This window comes from Rathayibacter sp. AY2B7 (assembly GCF_002931635.1).
Taxonomy (GTDB): domain Bacteria; phylum Actinomycetota; class Actinomycetes; order Actinomycetales; family Microbacteriaceae; genus Rathayibacter.
Genome location: NZ_PSUC01000020.1, coordinates 22,734 through 38,579 on the forward strand (window position 1 = coordinate 22,734; position 15,846 = coordinate 38,579).

Sequence of the window (15,846 nt, forward strand, 5' to 3'; positions counted from 1 at the left end):
GTTCAGGTCGTGCGCGAGGAGGCGACGCCGGAGGAGCCCCGTCGTGAGGGGCGTCCGTGCGCTGGACTGCTGCGGGGCAGCAGGGGGAGAACCCGGGCGAGTCATTGACCGGGGCCGATTCACACATGTGATTCGTCTCACGACGACTGTCGGAGACTCGGCCCACTTGACTAACAAACCCATCCGCACGAGAACGCGCGGTGTCAAGAGCCGACCGAGCGAGTCTACACGCGGCCCCGGACCCTGGCTAGGGCGGGGAGACGTGCGGCCAGGAGCCGCTCAGTTCGGTAGCCGCGAAGCCTAGGAGCCGCGAAGCCCGGGGGCCGCGCACCTCCGCAACCGGTCCCCCGCGGAGTCGCCCCGCATACAGCCCCCCGGCCCCGAGCCGCAGCACGATCGACGCGCGAGCCCGTTTGCACCTACCGCCCGTCCGCTACTGCGACGCCCGCCGAGCCCGGTACGCGGCCACGTTCGCGCGATTGCCGCAGTTGCCCGTGTCGCAGTAGCGCTTCGAGCGGTTGCGGGAGAAGTCCACGAGCACCGCCTCGCAGTCCTCCGCCGCGCAGACGCGGATCCGCTCGCGCTCGTCGCCGCGGATCACGTCGACGAACGCCATGGCGGCCTCGACCAGGATGCGCGTGGCGAGCGGGCTCTCGTCGCGCGTCGCGTGGAGGTGCCAGCCGTAGGGTCCGTGCCGGACCAGCTGCGGGAGCGCGCGGCCGGAGTCGAGCATCCCGTTGACGACGGGGACGAGGTCCTCCTCGGCCCGCGTGAGCCAGAGGGTGCGGAGGGAGGAGCGGATCGCCCGCACGGCCTCCAGCTCCTCGGCCGATCCGTCGCGGCTGCCCGTGTACCGGTTCTCGAGGAGGAAGTCGTCCAGCTGCTCGATCGTCGCCATCTCGTCCTCGCCGGACGGCGACAGCTCGGGGAGCGTGTTGACGAGGGTGGCGGTGGAGGTGAGCGACGCCTCGACGTCATAGGCGAACACCATGTTGACTCCTGACAGTGCGGCTCAGTAGTGTGCGATCAGCTCGCTGTCACGAGTGTAATCCTTTTGACTCCTGAAGGAGCCGGCCATGACCGCCGAGAGCACCGCCGCCGTCACCCTCCCCGCCGCGAGCGCGCCCGCGCCTGCACGGCGCCTCGGCTCCGGCCTCGTCGCGGCGCTGGCCGCGTCGGCGGCGTTCGGTCTGGGCGGGCCGTTCGTGAAGCCGCTCCTCGAGGCGGGCTGGACGCCGGCGTCCGCGGTCCTCTGGCGGGCGGGCGGCGCGGCCCTGATCCTCGCGATCCCGGCGATCCTGTCCCTCCGCGGCCGCTGGCCCGTGCTCCGCCGCAACCTCGGCACGATCGCCCTCTACGGAGTCTTCGCCGTGATCGCCGCGCAGCTCTGCTTCTACAGCGCGATCGAGCACATGTCGGTCGGCGTCGCCCTGCTGATCGAATACCTCGCGCCGGTGTTCCTCGTCCTCTTCGCCTGGGCCCGCACGCGCCGGCACCCCGGCCGCTTCACCCTCGCCGGCTCCGCGCTCGCGCTCGGCGGCCTGGTGCTCGTGCTCGACCTGTCCGGCGAGTCGACCCCCGAGCTGGTCGGCATCGCCTGGGCGCTGACCGCCTCGCTCGGCCTGTGCGTCTACTACGTCATCGCCGGCCGGGTGGATCCGGAGCTGCCGCCGATCGCGCTCACGGCAGGGGCGATGACGGTCGGCGCCGCGATCCTGCTGGCACTCGGGGCGCTCGGCGTCACACCGCTGCGCGCGACGTTCGGAGAGGTGGTGTTCGTCGGAGCGGAGGTCAGCTGGCTCCTTCCCGCGGGCGTGATCCTCGGCATGTCGACGGTGCTGGCGTATCTGCTCGGGATCGAGGGCGGACGCCGTCTCGGCACGCGGATCGCCTCCTTCGTCGGGCTGACGGAGGTGCTGTTCTCGATCGCGGCCGCGTGGCTGATCCTCGGCGAGCTGCCCGCGCCGATCCAGTTCGGCGGCGGCGCGCTGATCCTCGCGGGGGTCGTCCTGGTCCGGCTGCAGCGCGAGCCCGGCACCCCCTGATCGCGGGGGTGCCGCATCCGGGGCGCCGGGCACCCCGTACGCTGATCGCACTCATGCGCGAGCCCACCCGATCCCCGCGACGCGTCGCCGCGGTCCTGGCCGCCCTCGCACTCCTCCTCTCGGGCTGCGCGAGCACCACTCCCGTCTCGGAGCCTGTGGCGCAGGCGCTCGGAGCGGCACCCGCACCCGACTGGTCCGGCGTGAGCGTGACGTCCGACGTCGTCTACGACGCGAGCACCGGGCAGAGCGTCGACGTCTGCTCCTCCCCTGCCCCGTCGGCGGAGCCGCGGCCCGCCGTCCTCGTCGTGCACGGCGGCAGCTGGGCCCGTGGAGGCAAGGCCGACGCGAACTGGCGTCCGATCTGCCAGTGGCTCGGATCGGAGGGGTTCGTCGCCGTCTCGGTCGACTACCGCCTCGCGCCCGCCGCCGTGTTCCCCGCGCAGCTCGACGACGTGACGGCCGCCCTCGACTGGCTGCTCGAGCCGGAGCAGACCGCGCGCTTCGGCATCGATCCGGAGCGGGTGGCGGCCTTCGGCGGCTCGGCCGGCGGCAACCTCGCCTCTCTGCTCGGCACGCTGCCGGCGACCTCGTCGCGCCTGGCCGCCGTGGTCGACCTGAGCGGCCCCTCCGATCTCAGCGCCGCCGGCCTCGCCGACGACGACCCGGTTGTCGGAGTCGCGGCCGCCGTGCGCAGCTACCTCGACTGCGCGGACCTCGCCTCCTGCCCCGCTGCGACCGCCGCCTCGCCCCTCGCGCAGGTGGACGGCTCCGAGCCGCCGTTCCTCATCGCGCACGCGGCGCACGAACGGGTCGCGCTCAGCCAGTCGACCCGCTTCGCCGAGGCGCTGCGCGGAGCGGGCTCGAGGGTCGACCTCCTCGTCCTCCCCGGCTCGCTGCACTCGATCGCGCTGCTCGACGACGCTCTGCGCGCTCGGGTCGTCGAGTTCCTCCGCGCCCACCTGGGCTCGTGAGCGGAGTCGTCGTCCGCCTCGAGGACGCAGCCGGAGCGGAGGGCCTCCTCGCCGCGGTCCCGCCCCCGCACGCCCGCGTCCTGATCGCCCGGATCGATGGGGCGGCGGCGGGCGCCCTGGTGCTCGCTCCCGGCCCGGACGACTTCGCCGAGGTGCTGGAGCTGGTGGTCGCCTCCGTCCACCGACGCACGGGAGTCGCCCGACGGCTCGTCGCGGCGGCGGAGTCGTGGGCGCGGGTGCAGCGGATCCGCACGCTGCGCCTGGCCGCCGCTGCGGAACTCGCCCCGGCGGCCGGGGCGCTCGGCTTCACGGCGATCGACGCCTTCGGAGCCCATGTCGGCGACAACGCGGTGCTCTGCTTCGCGCGTCCGGTCTGAGCAGCGCCCGATCCGAGGCGAACCGGGTCCGAGGAGCCCGGCCCGAGGCCCGCCCGGTCGGAGGCCGACACGGCAGGACGCCCGGCGCCATCCGTGTGCCGCTCCCGAGAGGCGGCCCCGCCCTCGTCCGGCGCGCACCCCCGCCGTCAGTCGATCGAGCAGCCCGGCTCGTCCGACAGCGCCCGCTCGATCCGGGCGCGGTGCTCGTCCGACATCGGCGGCAGCGCGTCGGGCGCGAACCAGCCGACCTCGGTCGACTCGTCGTCCGCGACGTGGGCCTCCCCCGAGATCCAGCGGCAGCGCACCACGTGGTCGAGGTACTGCGAGCGGTCCCCGTTGGGGTACTGCATCGGCGGGAGGGTGTGCACCTGCACGAGGCGCTCCACCTCGATCTCGACGCCCGCCTCCTCCTGCGCCTCGCGGCGGGCGGTGCCGGCAACGGTCTCGCCCGGGTCGATGATCCCGGTGACGGCCGTCCAGGCGCCGGTGTCGGCGCGCCGGACGAGCAGGACCTCGAGCGCCGGCTCCTGGCGGAGGATCACCGCGGTCACGCCGGTGAGCCAGAGCAGCTCGGTCCCGATCCGCTCGCGCAGCCGCAGCACGAACTCGGGAGTCGCCATCAGTGCGCTTCGGGTCGGAAGTCGAACGCGACGATGCCGGCCGTGTCGACGAACGGCCCGACGAACTCCTTGAACGCGTCGTGCGCGGGATCCCAGTGCGCGGGGTCCTCGACGGCCGGCCGGCCCAGGTAGTAGTGCAGGTCGCCCTCGGACGAGAAGGTCAGCAGGAACGCGCGGTCGAAGCCCTCGCCCGCGCCCTCGATGCTCAGCTGCGGCCCGGTCTCGATCGACTCGATGTAGCGCCGTCCGTCGCGGACGCACTCGTCGGCCAGGGCGAGGAAGCGGCGGGTGACCTCGTCCGCCTCGGCGACCAGCGCCGTCGGGCGGAAGCGGATCAGCACGAGGTGCCGGAGCGTGCCCGGGCGGAAGTCGCGGGCGACGAAGCGCTCCGGACCGATCTCGTCGAGGACCGCGGTGGCGCGCTCCGGGCCGCTGCGCCAGCGCGAGCCGACCGTCTCGGCCGCATCCCTGATGTCCGTCATGCCGACGCCTTCCCGGCGCGGGCGGCACGCCGCCGCTCACGATACCCCTCGACCAGGTTGTAGACGACGGGCAGGACCACGAGGGTCAGCACCGTCGAGGACACCAGGCCGCCGATCACGACGATCGCCAGCGGCTGCGAGATGAAGCCGCCGTGGCCCGTGATCCCCAGCGCCATCGGCAGCAGGGCGAAGATCGTCGCGAGGGCGGTCATCAGGATGGGCCGGAGCCGCCGCTCGGTGCCGTGCAGCAGCGCCTCCCGCACCGGCATCCCGCGGTCCCGGTACTGGTTCACCAGGTCCACGAGCACGATCGCGTTCGTGACGACGATGCCGATCAGCATCAGCACGCCGATCAGGGACGGCACGCCCAGCGGCACGCCGGTGATCACCTGCAGGAGGATCGCGCCGGTCGCCGCGAACGGCACGGACACGAGCAGGAGCAGCGGCTGCAGGAGCGAGCGGAACGTCGCCACCATCACGACGTAGACGATCAGGATCGCGACGAGCAGTGCGATGCCCAGCTGCGAGAACGCGTCGGCCTGGTCGGCGGTCACTCCGCCGAGGGAGGCGTCGACACCGGCCGGAAGCGCCGTCGCGTCGATCGCGTTCTGCACGGCGACGTTGGCCGAGGCGAGGTCGTCGCCCTCCGGGGTGACGGTGATGGTCGCGGTGCGCTGGCCACGCTCGGTGGTGATGCTCGCCGGACCGTCCGTCTGCTCGACCGCCGCGAGGGTGGAGAGCGCGACGGTGCCGGTGAGGGTCGGCACCTCGAGGTTCCGCAGCTCGTCCACGGTGGCCGGCGGCTGCCCGTCGGCCAGGTAGATCGAGAGGGTGCGGTCATCGATCACGACGCTGCCGACCTGGCTGGGCTGGAGCGCCTGGCTGACGATCGTGCCCACGGCGACCTCGCTGAGACCCGCCCGGGCCGCGGCGTCGCGGTCGACCCGCACCGCGATGTAGGGCAGCGAGGAGGAGAGGTTGCTCTCGGCCTGGCTGATCCCGTCGGTCCCGCGCAGGGCCTCGAGGAGCTGGTCGCTCGCGCTCTGGAGGTCGCTCTGCGAGGCGGTCAAGAGGTCGACCTCGATGTCCGAGGAGGCGCCGAAGCCGGAGGAGGCGGCGACGCTGATGTCCTCGGCCGAGGCGACGCCCGACAGCGCGTCGCGGACGTCCGCCTGCACGGCCTCCTGGTCGGCCGACTCGTCGGTGGTGACGGAGTAGCGGATCGAGGTGCCGCCGCCTCCTCCCCCGCCGAACGCGCTCTGCAGACCGCCGGAGGAGCCGACGGTGAGCTGGACGGTCTCGACGCCGCCGACGCCGAGGATCGCCGTGCTCGCCTGCTGCGCCGTCGCGTCCTGCGCGTCGAGGCTCTGGCCGACGGGGACCGTCTGGGTGACGGTGAAGGTGTCCTGCCCGCTGGAGCCGAGGAAGTTCGTCTTCATCAGCGGGTACAGCGCACCGGTCCCGACGAGCACGAGCAGCGCCAGGAGGACGGTGACGACCGAGTGCTTCAGCGTCCAGTGGATGATCGGGCCGTAGACCGACTGCAGCCCGCGCGCCCGCCGGGGAGCGGCGTGGGCGCCGTGGTGCGGGGCCTCCTCGACCGGCGCAGCGGTGTCGGCCGGGACGCCCGAGGCGGGTGTCCCTCCGGCCGCCGCGCGCTCCTCCGCGAGCGCCGCCTGCGCGGCCTGGCGCACCGCCGGCCGCTTCGAGGGGCGGAGGAACCAGTAGGCGAGCACCGGCACGATCGTCAGCGCCACCACGAGGGAGGCGAGCAGGGCGATCGACACGGTCAGCGCGAAGGGCCGGAACAGCTCGCCCGTGGTGCCGCCGACGAACGAGATCGGCAGGAACACCGCGACCGTGGTGATCGTGGAGGCGGTGATCGCGCCGGCGACCTCGCGGACGGCGACGGCGATGGTCCGGGCCCGGTCCTCACCCGCGTCGAGGTGCCGCTTGATGTTCTCGATCACGACGATGGAGTCGTCGACCACACGGCCGATCGCGATGGTGAGCGCGCCGAGGGTGAGGATGTTGAGGGTGTAGCCGGCCGTCTGCAGGCCGATGAAGGTGATCAGCACCGAGGTCGGGATCGAGATGGCCGTGACCAGGGTCGAGCGCACCGAGAGCAGGAACAGCAGGATCACCAGCACGGCGAAGACGAGGCCGAGCGCCCCCTCCTGCGCGAGCGACGCGATCGACTCCTGGATGTAGGGCGCCTGGTCGAAGACCGGGGTGAAGGCGGCGTTGTCGCCGATCGACTCCTCGAGGTCCGGGAGCAGCGCGGCCACGCCGGTCGACACGTCGACGGTGTTCGCTGCGGGGAGCTTGGTGATCGAGAGGGTCAGGGCGGGCTGGCCGTTGACGCGCGAGATCGAGGTGACGGGGGCGTCGGTGACGGCGACCGTCGCGACGGAGCCGAGGGTGGTGACCGTCGGCTCCGCGGTCACGGCCGCGCCTCCCGCCGCTGCTCCGGCGTCGGAGCCGCCGGCGGAAGCCCCGGCACCCGCGGAGGCACCCGCGCCCGCTGACGCACCGGCGCCGCCCGCACCCGCGGAGGCGCCTGCGGACGGCAGCAGCGGCAGCGCCGCGATCGCGTCGGTCGAGTCGAGCTTGACGCCCGACTGCACCGAGAAGGTCGACCCGTCCTGGGTGATCTGTCCGCCCGCGACGAGCACGCCGTTCTGCTGCAGGGCCGAGCGGATGTCGCCGGTCGAGAGGCCGGCCGCGGCGAGCGCCGCGTCGTCGGGAGTGATCGTGACGCGCTGGGCGGTCTCGCCGACGAGCGCCGCCTCGCGCACGCCCTCGACCTTCTCCAGGTCCGGGATGACCGTGGTGCGCAGGCGCTCGGCCAGCGCGTCCGCGTCGCCGTCGCTCGACACGGCGAGCTGCAGCACCGGCAGGTCGTCGAGGGAGCCGGTGACCACCTGCGGGTCGACGCCGTCCGGGAGCGTGCTCTTGATCCGGTTGATCGCCTGCAGGATCTTCTGCTCGGCGGTGGCGAGGTCGGTGCCGTAGGTGAAGGACGCCGAGATGAGGGAGGAGTCCGTGGAGGACGTCGCGCTGGTCGTCTCGAGCCCCGGCACCCCCTGGATGGCGGTCTCGATCGGCGTCGAGACGTCGTCGTTGACCACCTCCGGAGCGGCGCCCGGATAGGACGTGACGACGGCGAGCTGCGGGAAGGAGATCGACGGCGCGAGCTCCTGCTTGAGCCCGGTCAGGGCGACTCCGCCGAAGACGGCGATGACGACGGTGACGAGCGCGATGAGCGCCCGGTTCTTCATGCTGAGGACCGCGAGGAGATGCACCCTCCGAGTCTTCCATCAGCCGACTGAGTGTTGGGAGGGACGCGGCGTTCCGGGGCGCGCGACGGGGCGACCCGCGCCACCGGCCGGCCCCGGACGCCCTCAGCCCAGGCGGACCTCAGCCGTCGACGACCCGACGGGGAGGCCCACTGCAGCGCCCGCCCCCGCGCTCGAGAGCGCGAAGTCCCCGGCGAAGGCCCGGACGCCGACGCGCCCCTCGGCGTCCGTCCGGAGCACCGTCGGCTCGAGCCACCAGTCCCCGCGGATCCGCGAGCGCAGCGCCTCGTAGGCCGGCTTCGGGCTCCCGTCGCGGCGGAGGAACCCGCCCGGCGCTCCGAGCCAGGCGCCGGCGTCGTCGAAGCCCCAGTAGGTGATCGCCTCGACCGCCGGATGCGCGACCAGCGTCTCGTAGTGCCGCACCATCTCGTCCGCCTGCCGCGCCTCCCCCTCCGGAGTGGTCGGCCAGTCCTCGACCACGTGGTCGTTGAGGTCCTCGATCTCGGCGGGCATCAGCTCGCCCGAGACGAGGGTGGTCTCGGTCCAGTGCAGCGGCAGGCCGAAGCGCGCGAACCTGTCGCAGATCGCCGTGATCTGCTCCTCCCCGCGGAACCCCTGGTGCATGTGCGACTGCAGGCCGATCGCATCGGGCCGGATCCCGGCCTCGAGCACGTCCTCGATCAGCCGCTCGTACTCGGGCCCGAGGTCGAAGTCGTTCAGCACGAGCACCGGTCCGGTGCCGAGGCTGCGCGCCTCCGAGAAGGCCAGCTCGACCATGCCGACGCGTCCCTTCTCGCGGGCGAGGCGGGTGACGGCGTTCGTCACGCCGTCCGGCTCGTTGGCGAAGCGCGGCATGATGACGACCTCGTTGATCGCGTCCCAGGTGTCGATCAGCCCGGCGAAGGCGCCCACCTCCCGGCGGATGCGCGCGCGGAGGAGCTGCTCGGCCTCGTCCAGCGGCAGCGCGTCGAGCCACTCCGGCTTCACGTAGTGCCAGACCAGCGGGTGCCCCTTGAGCCGGACGCCGTCCGCGGCGAGCGCGCGCGCCTCGGCGAGCACCTCCTCCGTCGCGGTGCGGCCGCGCTCCGGCTCGAAGCGGCCCCAGTAGACGGGGAGGGTCGCCGTGTCGAACAGGTCGAGCCAGAGCCGGCGCTCCTCGGCGCGGGCGGGGTCGGTGCTCGGAGGGGTGCAGCCGAAGGCGAAGGCGTGGCGGCGCTGCTCGACCGTCACGTCGGCGTGGGCGAGCGGAGCGCCGTCGGCACCGAGGACGGTGACGAGGGCGTCGGCGAGACGGGGGCTGAAGTCGGTCATGCGGGGCCTCTCAGGCGGGGTGGCGCTCGTCGAGCGCCGTGTACTCGGATCGGGTGAGCGGGAGGACCGCTCCGTGCTTGGTGTCCTCGGGCAGGTCGAACTCCTCCGCGAGCTCCCAGTGGCCCGAGGCCGGGTCGGTGCTCGTGTAGGCGCGGTAGCCGTAGGGGCGGAGGGCGTACTGGTCGACCCAGAGCGACCAGCGCTCCTCGCGGTGGTGCCGGAAGACCAGCGGCCCCTCGATGCTCGGGCCGAGCTCCTGCCCGATCCCCCGGGCGACGGTGGTGAAGTCGTCCGCGAGGAGGGAGGAGCCGACCTGCTGGAACACCTGCATCGTGTCGGGGGCGTCGTCGTGCTGCTTGGCGAAGCGGTGGACGGCCGTGCCCTCGATCAGCAGCGTCATGTCGATCACTCCGCCGGGCAGCCGCAGGTAGGTCTCGGGCTCGGCGAACGTGCGGAAGTCGCGCGTGCGGGAGATCAGGATGCGGCTGTCGCCCGTCTCGCCGGTGGCGGGGTCGCCGTCCTCGGCCAGGCCGGAGGACCAGTGCACGAGGAAGTCGCCCGAGACCGGGTCGTAGACCGACTCCGGCGCCCAGGCCATGCCCGCGCCCTCGGGAGCGACGGCGACCGCGCGCGGCTCGGACCACTCGAGGAGGTCCGGGGAGTCCCAGACCACGAGGTCGCGGCTCCCCCGGTGCCGGTAGAGGTCCCAGTCCGGGCCCTCGGGCCGCCAGACGCGGAGGTCGGTGGCGACGAGGTGGAAGCCCCGCGGCCCGCGGACGATGTGGGGGTCGCGGACGCCGCCCGTGCCGCCGGTCCACTCCAGCACCGGCCCGAGCGCTCGCCAGCGCAGCGGATCGTCGCCCCGGCTGAGCGAGAGGAAGATCTTCTCGCTGCGGCCGGTCCGGTCCTCCACGAAGTGGACCAGCAGGTAGCCGTACCCGTCGCTCATGAGAGAACGATCTCACACGCCCGGCGGGCACTCCACCTCAGACCACGTCGGCGAGGTACCCCGGGTCGGCCGCCGGGTGCCGGGCGACCTGCGCCCACGCCGTCGCGAGCGCCTCCACGGCCCGGTCGGTCGCCTCGGGCGAGTAGCCGATCGGGATGCGGAGGAACCGCTCGAAGGCGCCGTCGATCCCGAAGCGCGGGCCCGCGGTGATCAGCAGGCCCGCCGTCCGGGCGGCGAGCGCCAGCTGCGAGCTCGCCGGCCGGCCCAGGCCCACCCAGGTGGAGAGGCCGCCCGATACCCGCGGCACGCTCCACTCCGGGATCGCGCGCGCCAGGGCCGCCTCGAGGTGGTCGCGGCCGGCGCGCAGCTGCGAGCGCCGCAGCTCCAGCACGCCGTCCATCCGGCCGAGCATGTCCGCGACCAGGAGCTGCTCCAGGATCGGCGTGCCGAGGTCGCTCGCCGAGCGCGCCAGCGCCAGCTTGCGGATCACCGCCCGCTCGGCGCGGATCCAGCCGATCCGGATGCCGCCCCACAGCGTCTTGCCGACGGAGCCGATCGAGAGCACCGTCCCCTCGGGCCCGTAGGCGGCGAACGGCAGCGGCGACATCCGCCGGTCGATGTCGAGCTCGGCCGTCGTCTCGTCGGCGATGATCAGGGTCCCCTGCCGGGCCGCGGCGGCGATCGCCCGCTCCCGCAGCTCGGGGGCCATGGAGCGGCCGGTCGGGTTGTGGAAGTCGGGCATCAGGTAGGCCAGGCTCGGGCTCGTACCGCGCAGCGCGGCGATCAGGCCCTCTCCGTCCCAGCCGTCCGCCCCGTCGACGTTCACCGGCACGAGCCGCGCGCCGGCCAGCCGGAGGGCCTCGTAGGCGTGCGGGTAGGTCGGGGCCTCGATCAGCGCCCGGTCGCCCCGCGCGAGCAGGGTGCGGGCGACGAGCGCGATCGCGTGCTGCGCGCCGATGGTCACCATGATCTGGCCGGGCTCGGTGCGCAGACCCCGCGCGGTGTAGCGCTCGGCGATCGCGCGGCGCAGCACCGGCAGGCCGACGGTGTCGTAGGAGCCGGAGTCGAAGTGCTCGGGGGCCGCCTGCGCCGCGCGGGTGTACGCCTCGGCCAGCTCGGGGACGGCGGGCAGGGCCGCCTTGGTGAAGTCGAGGAAGTCCGGCGCGAGCGAGGGCACCGCGTGCACGGCCGCTCCCGGCAGGCGGGTGACGCTGCCGGAGCCGCGCACGCTGACGAGGTAGCCGCTGTCGCGCAGCTCGCGGTACGCGGCGGCCACGGTCGTGCGGCTGACGCCGAGGCGGGCCGAGAGCTCGCGCTCGGCGGGCAGGCGGCTGCCCGCAGGGATGCGGCCGTCGATCCCGAGGAGGCGGATCCGATCGGCCAGCGCGAGGTAGGCGGGCCGGGTGCCGCGCTGCTCGCGCCAGTCGCCGAGGAGGGTCTGCAGGGCGCGCGCGCCGAAGTGGACATCAGCCATGCGTCCAAGGTAGCCGGATTGGACCGCGCGAAGAAGGCCAATGTCGCGCTGTGATGAATCCATGACCCTCACCGCTCCCGTTGCCGCCGCCGCTCCCCCAGCGGGCCAGTGGCGCCTCCGACCCGTGCCGCGCCTGCTGGTGGGCCTGATCCTCTACGGATTCGCCGACGCGATGATGATCCGCGCGGCGATCGGCGTGGACCCGTGGACCGTCTTCGCCCAGGGGGTCGCGCACCAGACCGGGCTCGGGATCGGACTGCTCACGAACGTGATCGGCCTGCTCGTCCTGCTGCTGTGGATCCCCCTCCGACAGCGGCCCGGCCTCGGCACCGTGCTGAACGTGCTCGTGGTCGGCACGATGATCGATGTCGGGCTGCGCGTGCTGGCGACGCCGGACGAGTGGTGGGCCCGCGGCCTGCTCTTCGCCGGAGGCCTCGTGCTTCTGGCGGTCGCGAGCGGGATCTACATCGGCGCCCACCTCGGTCCGGGGCCCCGCGACGGACTGATGCTGGGCCTGCACACCCGCACGGGCCTGCCGATCTGGGTGGCGCGCTCGGGCGTCGAGCTCACGGTGCTGCTCATCGGCTGGGCCCTCGGCGGCGACGCCGGCCTCGGCACCCTCCTCTTCGCGGTGCTGATCGGGCCGCTCTGCTCGGTGACCCTGCCTCTGCTCGGGGTGCGGAGGCACTGACCCGCGTACGACGAAGGCCCCGCCTCCCGGACCGGTTCCGGGAGGCGGGGCCTTCGCGATCGGATCGGCTAGCGCTTGGCCGCGATCTCCGCACGCATCCGCGACGCCTCGTCGGAGTCCTGGATCGAGGCGATCCCCTCGGTGATCGAGGTGCCCGACGCGGGGGCCTCGTGCTCGTCCGCTCCGAGCGTGGTCTCGTCGAAGGGCGAGCGCCCGCCGAGGACCTCGCGGACCTGCACCATGTCGATCTGCTTGGTCCAGGTGCCCACGAGAAGGGTGGCGACCGCGTTGCCGGTGAAGTTGGTGACCGCGCGGGCCTCGGACATGAAGCGGTCGATGCCGACGATCACGCCGACGCCGTTGACCAGGTCGGGACGGAAGGACTGGAGGCCGCCGGCCAGCGTGGCCAGGCCCGCTCCGGTGACGCCCGCGGCGCCCTTCGAGGCGATCATCATGAAGAGGAGGAGGCCGATCTGCTCCGGGATCGACATCGGCGCTCCGGTGGCCGAGGCGATGAACAGCGACGCCATCGTGAGGTAGATCGCCGTGCCGTCGAGGTTGAAGGAGTAGCCGGTGGGCACGGTGATGCCGACGACGGGCTTGGAGACGCCGAGGTGCTCCATCTTCGCGATCAGGCGGGGCAGCGCCGCCTCCGAGGAGGAGGTGCCGACGATCAGCAGGTACTCGCGGGCCAGGTACTTCATCAGCGAGAAGATGCTGACGCCGGTCACCAGGCGCAGCAGCAGGCCGAGGACGACGACCACGAAGATCGCGCAGGTGATGTAGAAGCCGATCATCAGGGTGGCGAGAGCGACGACCGCTCCCCAGCCGGTCTTGCCGACGACCGCGGCGATGGCGCCGAACGCGCCGATCGGGGCGACCCAGAGCACCATCGAGAGGATGCGGAAGACCAGGACCTGGAGCTGCTTGATCGCTCCGAGGATCGGCTGGCCCTTGGCGCCCATCTTCTGCAGCGCGAAGCCGACGAGCAGCGCGACGAAGAGGGTCTGCAGGATGCTGCCGTCCACGAGCGAGGAGAACAGCGAGACGGGGATGATCCCGAGGACGAAGTCGCTGGTGCTCTCGGCCTTGAGGTCGCTGGTGTCGTAGGTAGCGCTCGAGATGTCGAGGCCCTCGCCCGGGTGCAGGATGTTGCCGACGACGAGGCCGATCGCCAGGGCGAAGGTCGACATCACGATGAAGTAGCCCAGCGCGAGTCCGCCGACCTTGCCGACCGTGGCGGCCTTCGCGATGGAGCCGATGCCGATGACGATGGTGCAGAAGATGATCGGCGCGATCATCATCTTGATCAGTCCGACGAAGGCCTTGCCGACCGGCTCGAGCGTCGCCGCGAAGGCGGGAGCGACGAGTCCGACCACGACGCCGGCGACCACGGCGATGATGACGGCGATGTAGAGCCAGTGGTTCCGGTCGATGCGCCGCCGGGTCTTCGGAGGGGTGACCGCGGGGATCAACCGGTCGGACGGCGTCTGAGGCGTCTTCGCCATGGGGGTGTCCTTCTCTTCGTCGAGGTGAGGGGGTAGGACGATGGTGGCCCCGCCTCCGGAGCCCGGCACGGTTGCGTTCATACTGTTCACGGCGGGGCGCCCCGAGCGCTCGCTCACGAGGGAGTGGCATGGTCAGGACGCCGAGCGCACGCGGACCGCGCGGCAGCATCGCCGCGCGCCTGTTCGCCGTGCAGCTGCTGAGCATCCTGCTGATCGCCGCGGCGGCCGTCGCGGTGCTGGCCCTCGACGCGCGGAGCCGAGCGGGCGACGAGGCCGCCCAGCGGAGCCTCGTCGTGGCGCGGACGGTGGCCGACAATCCGTTCGTCCTCGAGTCGACGGCCGGCGCGGACCCCTCCGCGAGCCTGCAGCCGTACGCCGAGGAGGTCATGCGGGACACCGGCGTCGACTTCCTCACGATCATGGCCCCCGACCGCACCCGGTACACCCACCGCGACCGCGACCGGATCGGCCTGCCGTTCCAGGGCACGATCGAGCCCGCGCTGGAGGGGCGGACCTTCACCGAGACGTACGCCGGCACGCTCGGGCCCTCCGTCCGCGCCGTCGCGCCGATCGAGGACGCCGACGGCGCGGTCGTCGCGCTCGTGTCGGCGGGCGTCACGCTCTCGGCCGTGGACGCCTCCTTCGCCGCCCGCGTGCAGGTCGTCGCGTGGGGCGCGCTCGGGGCGGTCGCGCTCGGCGCGCTCGGCTCGTGGCTCCTCGCCCGCTACCTGCGCCGCGTCACGGGCGGGCGGGGCCCGGAGCAGATGAGCCAGGTCTTCGCCTACTACGAGTCCGTCCTGCACTCGGTGCGGGAGGGGCTGCTGCTGGTCGACGACCGCGGCCGACTGGTGCTCGCCAACGACCACGCGCTGGAGCTGCTCGGGCTCGAGGGCGTGCGGACGCCGGTGCCGGTCGCCGAGCTCGACCTCCCCGTCGCCCTGCGCGAGCTGCTGCAGGACGACGAGCCCGTCTCGGACCGCCTGGTCGTGGCCCGCGAGCGGATCCTCGTGGTGAACGAGCGGCCCGCCGCCTCCCCCGGCGCCCGCCCCCTGGGCACGGTCGTCACGCTCCGCGACCGCACCGAGCTGCAGCGGGTGAGCGGCGAGCTGGAGTCACTGCGCACCCTCTCGGACGCGCTGCGCTCGCAGACCCACGAGTTCTCGAACCGCCTGCACACCATCGCGTCGCTGATCGAGCTCGGCCGGCCCGACGAGGCGCTCGCGTTCGCCGCCGGCGAGCTGAACCTCAGCCAGCGCCTGGCCGACCGGGTCCTCGGCTCCGTGCAGGAGCCGGTGATCGCCGCCCTGCTGCTGGGCAAGGCCGCGCAGGCCCGCGAGCGCGGCGTCGAGCTGCACTTCGAGACGCACCTCGAGCCCGGCACGCAGGGGCTGGAGCCCGGGGACCTCGTGACGGTGCTGGGCAATCTGATCGACAACGCCCTCGACGCGGCCGCCTCCTCCGCTCCGGACCGCGAGCCGTGGGTGGAGGTCTACCTCGGCCTCGCGGAGGGCGAGCTGGTGGTGCAGGTGTCGGACAGCGGCCCCGGAGTCGCGAGCGCCGCCGACGTCTTCGCGCGCGGCTACTCGACGAAGGAGTCGGACGGCTTCGGCCGCGGCATCGGCCTGGCGCTGGTGCAGCAGGTGGTGGAGCGGCTCGGCGGCTCGATCGAGGTCTCGCGCCACGTCGGCGCGGTGTTCACGGTGCAGCTGCCGCTGCCCGCGCGGGTGGCGTCGTGATCCGGGTGCTCGTCGTCGAGGACGAGCCGCTGACCGCGAGCGCCCACGCCGACTACGTCCGACGGGTCGACGGCTTCGAGGTGGCCGCGGTCGCCGGCAGCGGGGCGGAGGCGATCCGGGCCCTGCGCGCGGACCCGGGCATCGGGCTGATCCTGCTCGACATGAACCTGCCGGACATGGGCGGCCTCGACCTCTGTCGGGCCGTCCGGGCGGCGGGCCTGGACGTCGACGTCATCGCGATCACCGCCGTCCGCGACGCCGCGAACGTGCGCGCCTCCGTCGCCGCCGGCATCGTGCAGTACCTGATCAAGCCGTTCGTCTTCAGTTCGTTCGCCGCCAAGCTCGCCAGCTACCGGTCGTACCGCGAGCGGATGCACGGCGCC

At 73.2% G+C, this 15,846-nt stretch carries 14 protein-coding genes; 6 read left to right on the forward strand and 8 right to left on the reverse strand.

All coding sequences use genetic code 11. The features are described 5' to 3' along the window. Nucleotides 1-433 precede the first annotated feature (433 nt). Nucleotides 434-991 carry a CGNR zinc finger domain-containing protein gene (locus C5C27_RS05735; RefSeq protein ID WP_104226176.1) on the reverse strand — a complete coding sequence of 186 codons (558 nt, stop codon included), beginning with the start codon at nt 989-991 and terminating at the stop codon, nt 434-436. Between the two features lie 85 nt (nt 992-1,076). On the opposite strand from C5C27_RS05735, the gene C5C27_RS05740 reads away from it, so the two are divergent. Genes C5C27_RS05740 through C5C27_RS05750 form a run of 3 tightly spaced genes read left to right on the forward strand, consistent with a single transcriptional unit; the run spans nt 1,077 to nt 3,393 of the window. After that, nucleotides 1,077-2,045: a DMT family transporter gene (locus C5C27_RS05740; protein ID WP_104237656.1), complete on the forward strand. Its 969-nt coding sequence runs from the start codon at nt 1,077-1,079 to the stop codon at nt 2,043-2,045. Between the two features lie 53 nt (nt 2,046-2,098). Further along, nucleotides 2,099-3,016 (forward strand): alpha/beta hydrolase, encoded by a 918-nt coding sequence (locus C5C27_RS05745; protein WP_104313863.1) that lies wholly within the window; start codon nt 2,099-2,101, stop codon nt 3,014-3,016. Continuing rightward, nucleotides 3,013-3,393 carry a GNAT family N-acetyltransferase gene (locus C5C27_RS05750; protein WP_104313864.1) on the forward strand — a complete coding sequence of 127 codons (381 nt, stop codon included), beginning with the start codon at nt 3,013-3,015 and terminating at the stop codon, nt 3,391-3,393. The genes C5C27_RS05745 and C5C27_RS05750 overlap by 4 nt, the downstream gene beginning before the upstream one ends. A gap of 146 nt (nt 3,394-3,539) precedes the next feature. Here the strand turns inward: C5C27_RS05750 and C5C27_RS05755 are convergent, their stop codons facing one another. The 6 genes from C5C27_RS05755 to C5C27_RS05780 all read right to left on the reverse strand — a co-directional run bounded on the left by C5C27_RS05755 (nt 3,540) and on the right by C5C27_RS05780 (nt 11,528). After that, nucleotides 3,540-4,013, reverse strand: a complete 474-nt coding sequence (locus tag C5C27_RS05755; RefSeq protein ID WP_104313865.1) for an NUDIX domain-containing protein — start codon at nt 4,011-4,013, stop codon at nt 3,540-3,542. Then, nucleotides 4,013-4,495 (reverse strand): Dabb family protein, encoded by a 483-nt coding sequence (locus tag C5C27_RS05760; protein ID WP_104313866.1) that lies wholly within the window; start codon nt 4,493-4,495, stop codon nt 4,013-4,015. The genes C5C27_RS05755 and C5C27_RS05760 overlap by 1 nt, the downstream gene beginning before the upstream one ends. Then, nucleotides 4,492-7,800: an efflux RND transporter permease subunit gene (locus C5C27_RS05765; RefSeq protein ID WP_104313867.1), complete on the reverse strand. Its 3,309-nt coding sequence runs from the start codon at nt 7,798-7,800 to the stop codon at nt 4,492-4,494. Before C5C27_RS05765 ends, C5C27_RS05760 begins: the two co-directional genes overlap by 4 nt. A 99-nt stretch (nt 7,801-7,899) precedes the next feature. Further along, nucleotides 7,900-9,105, reverse strand: a complete 1,206-nt coding sequence (locus C5C27_RS05770; RefSeq protein WP_104313868.1) for an endo-1,4-beta-xylanase — start codon at nt 9,103-9,105, stop codon at nt 7,900-7,902. A 10-nt stretch (nt 9,106-9,115) separates the two neighbouring features. Further along, complete coding sequence (locus C5C27_RS05775) at nt 9,116-10,054, reverse strand: glycoside hydrolase family 43 protein (RefSeq protein ID WP_104313869.1); 939 nt, start codon at nt 10,052-10,054, stop codon at nt 9,116-9,118. A gap of 37 nt (nt 10,055-10,091) precedes the next feature. Continuing rightward, nucleotides 10,092-11,528 (reverse strand): PLP-dependent aminotransferase family protein, encoded by a 1,437-nt coding sequence (locus C5C27_RS05780; RefSeq protein ID WP_104237649.1) that lies wholly within the window; start codon nt 11,526-11,528, stop codon nt 10,092-10,094. A gap of 61 nt (nt 11,529-11,589) precedes the next feature. Between C5C27_RS05780 and C5C27_RS05785 the strand changes: the two genes are divergently transcribed. Next, entirely contained in the window at nt 11,590-12,219 is a 630-nt protein-coding gene (locus C5C27_RS05785) for a YitT family protein (RefSeq protein WP_374952930.1), read from the forward strand. Nucleotides 12,220-12,287: 68 nt separating this feature from the next. Here the strand turns inward: C5C27_RS05785 and C5C27_RS05790 are convergent, their stop codons facing one another. Next, the gene (locus C5C27_RS05790) at nt 12,288-13,727 is read right to left on the reverse strand and encodes a cation:dicarboxylate symporter family transporter (protein ID WP_104223811.1); all 1,440 of its coding nucleotides are present in this window, start codon (nt 13,725-13,727) and stop codon (nt 12,288-12,290) included. A gap of 128 nt (nt 13,728-13,855) precedes the next feature. On the opposite strand from C5C27_RS05790, the gene C5C27_RS05795 reads away from it, so the two are divergent. Next, nucleotides 13,856-15,463: a sensor histidine kinase gene (locus tag C5C27_RS05795; protein ID WP_104313870.1), complete on the forward strand. Its 1,608-nt coding sequence runs from the start codon at nt 13,856-13,858 to the stop codon at nt 15,461-15,463. Beyond that, nucleotides 15,460-15,846 (forward strand): response regulator (locus tag C5C27_RS05800; RefSeq protein WP_146079608.1); only part of this gene is annotated, 387 nt, incomplete at its 3' end. The genes C5C27_RS05795 and C5C27_RS05800, both read left to right, overlap by 4 nt.

Coding starts and splice junctions, on each gene's coding strand:
- C5C27_RS05780 (WP_104237649.1), bottom strand. CDS start 11,528: ATGGCTGATGTCCACTTCGGCGCGCGCGCCCTGCAGACCCTCCTCGGC.
- C5C27_RS05760 (WP_104313866.1), bottom strand. CDS start 4,495: ATGACGGACATCAGGGATGCGGCCGAGACGGTCGGCTCGCGCTGGCGC.
- C5C27_RS05770 (WP_104313868.1), bottom strand. CDS start 9,105: ATGACCGACTTCAGCCCCCGTCTCGCCGACGCCCTCGTCACCGTCCTC.
- C5C27_RS05735 (WP_104226176.1), bottom strand. CDS start 991: ATGGTGTTCGCCTATGACGTCGAGGCGTCGCTCACCTCCACCGCCACC.
- C5C27_RS05790 (WP_104223811.1), bottom strand. CDS start 13,727: ATGGCGAAGACGCCTCAGACGCCGTCCGACCGGTTGATCCCCGCGGTC.
- C5C27_RS05785 (WP_374952930.1), top strand. CDS start 11,590: ATGACCCTCACCGCTCCCGTTGCCGCCGCCGCTCCCCCAGCGGGCCAG.
- C5C27_RS05755 (WP_104313865.1), bottom strand. CDS start 4,013: ATGGCGACTCCCGAGTTCGTGCTGCGGCTGCGCGAGCGGATCGGGACC.
- C5C27_RS05795 (WP_104313870.1), top strand. CDS start 13,856: ATGGTCAGGACGCCGAGCGCACGCGGACCGCGCGGCAGCATCGCCGCG.
- C5C27_RS05740 (WP_104237656.1), top strand. CDS start 1,077: ATGACCGCCGAGAGCACCGCCGCCGTCACCCTCCCCGCCGCGAGCGCG.
- C5C27_RS05775 (WP_104313869.1), bottom strand. CDS start 10,054: ATGAGCGACGGGTACGGCTACCTGCTGGTCCACTTCGTGGAGGACCGG.
- C5C27_RS05745 (WP_104313863.1), top strand. CDS start 2,099: ATGCGCGAGCCCACCCGATCCCCGCGACGCGTCGCCGCGGTCCTGGCC.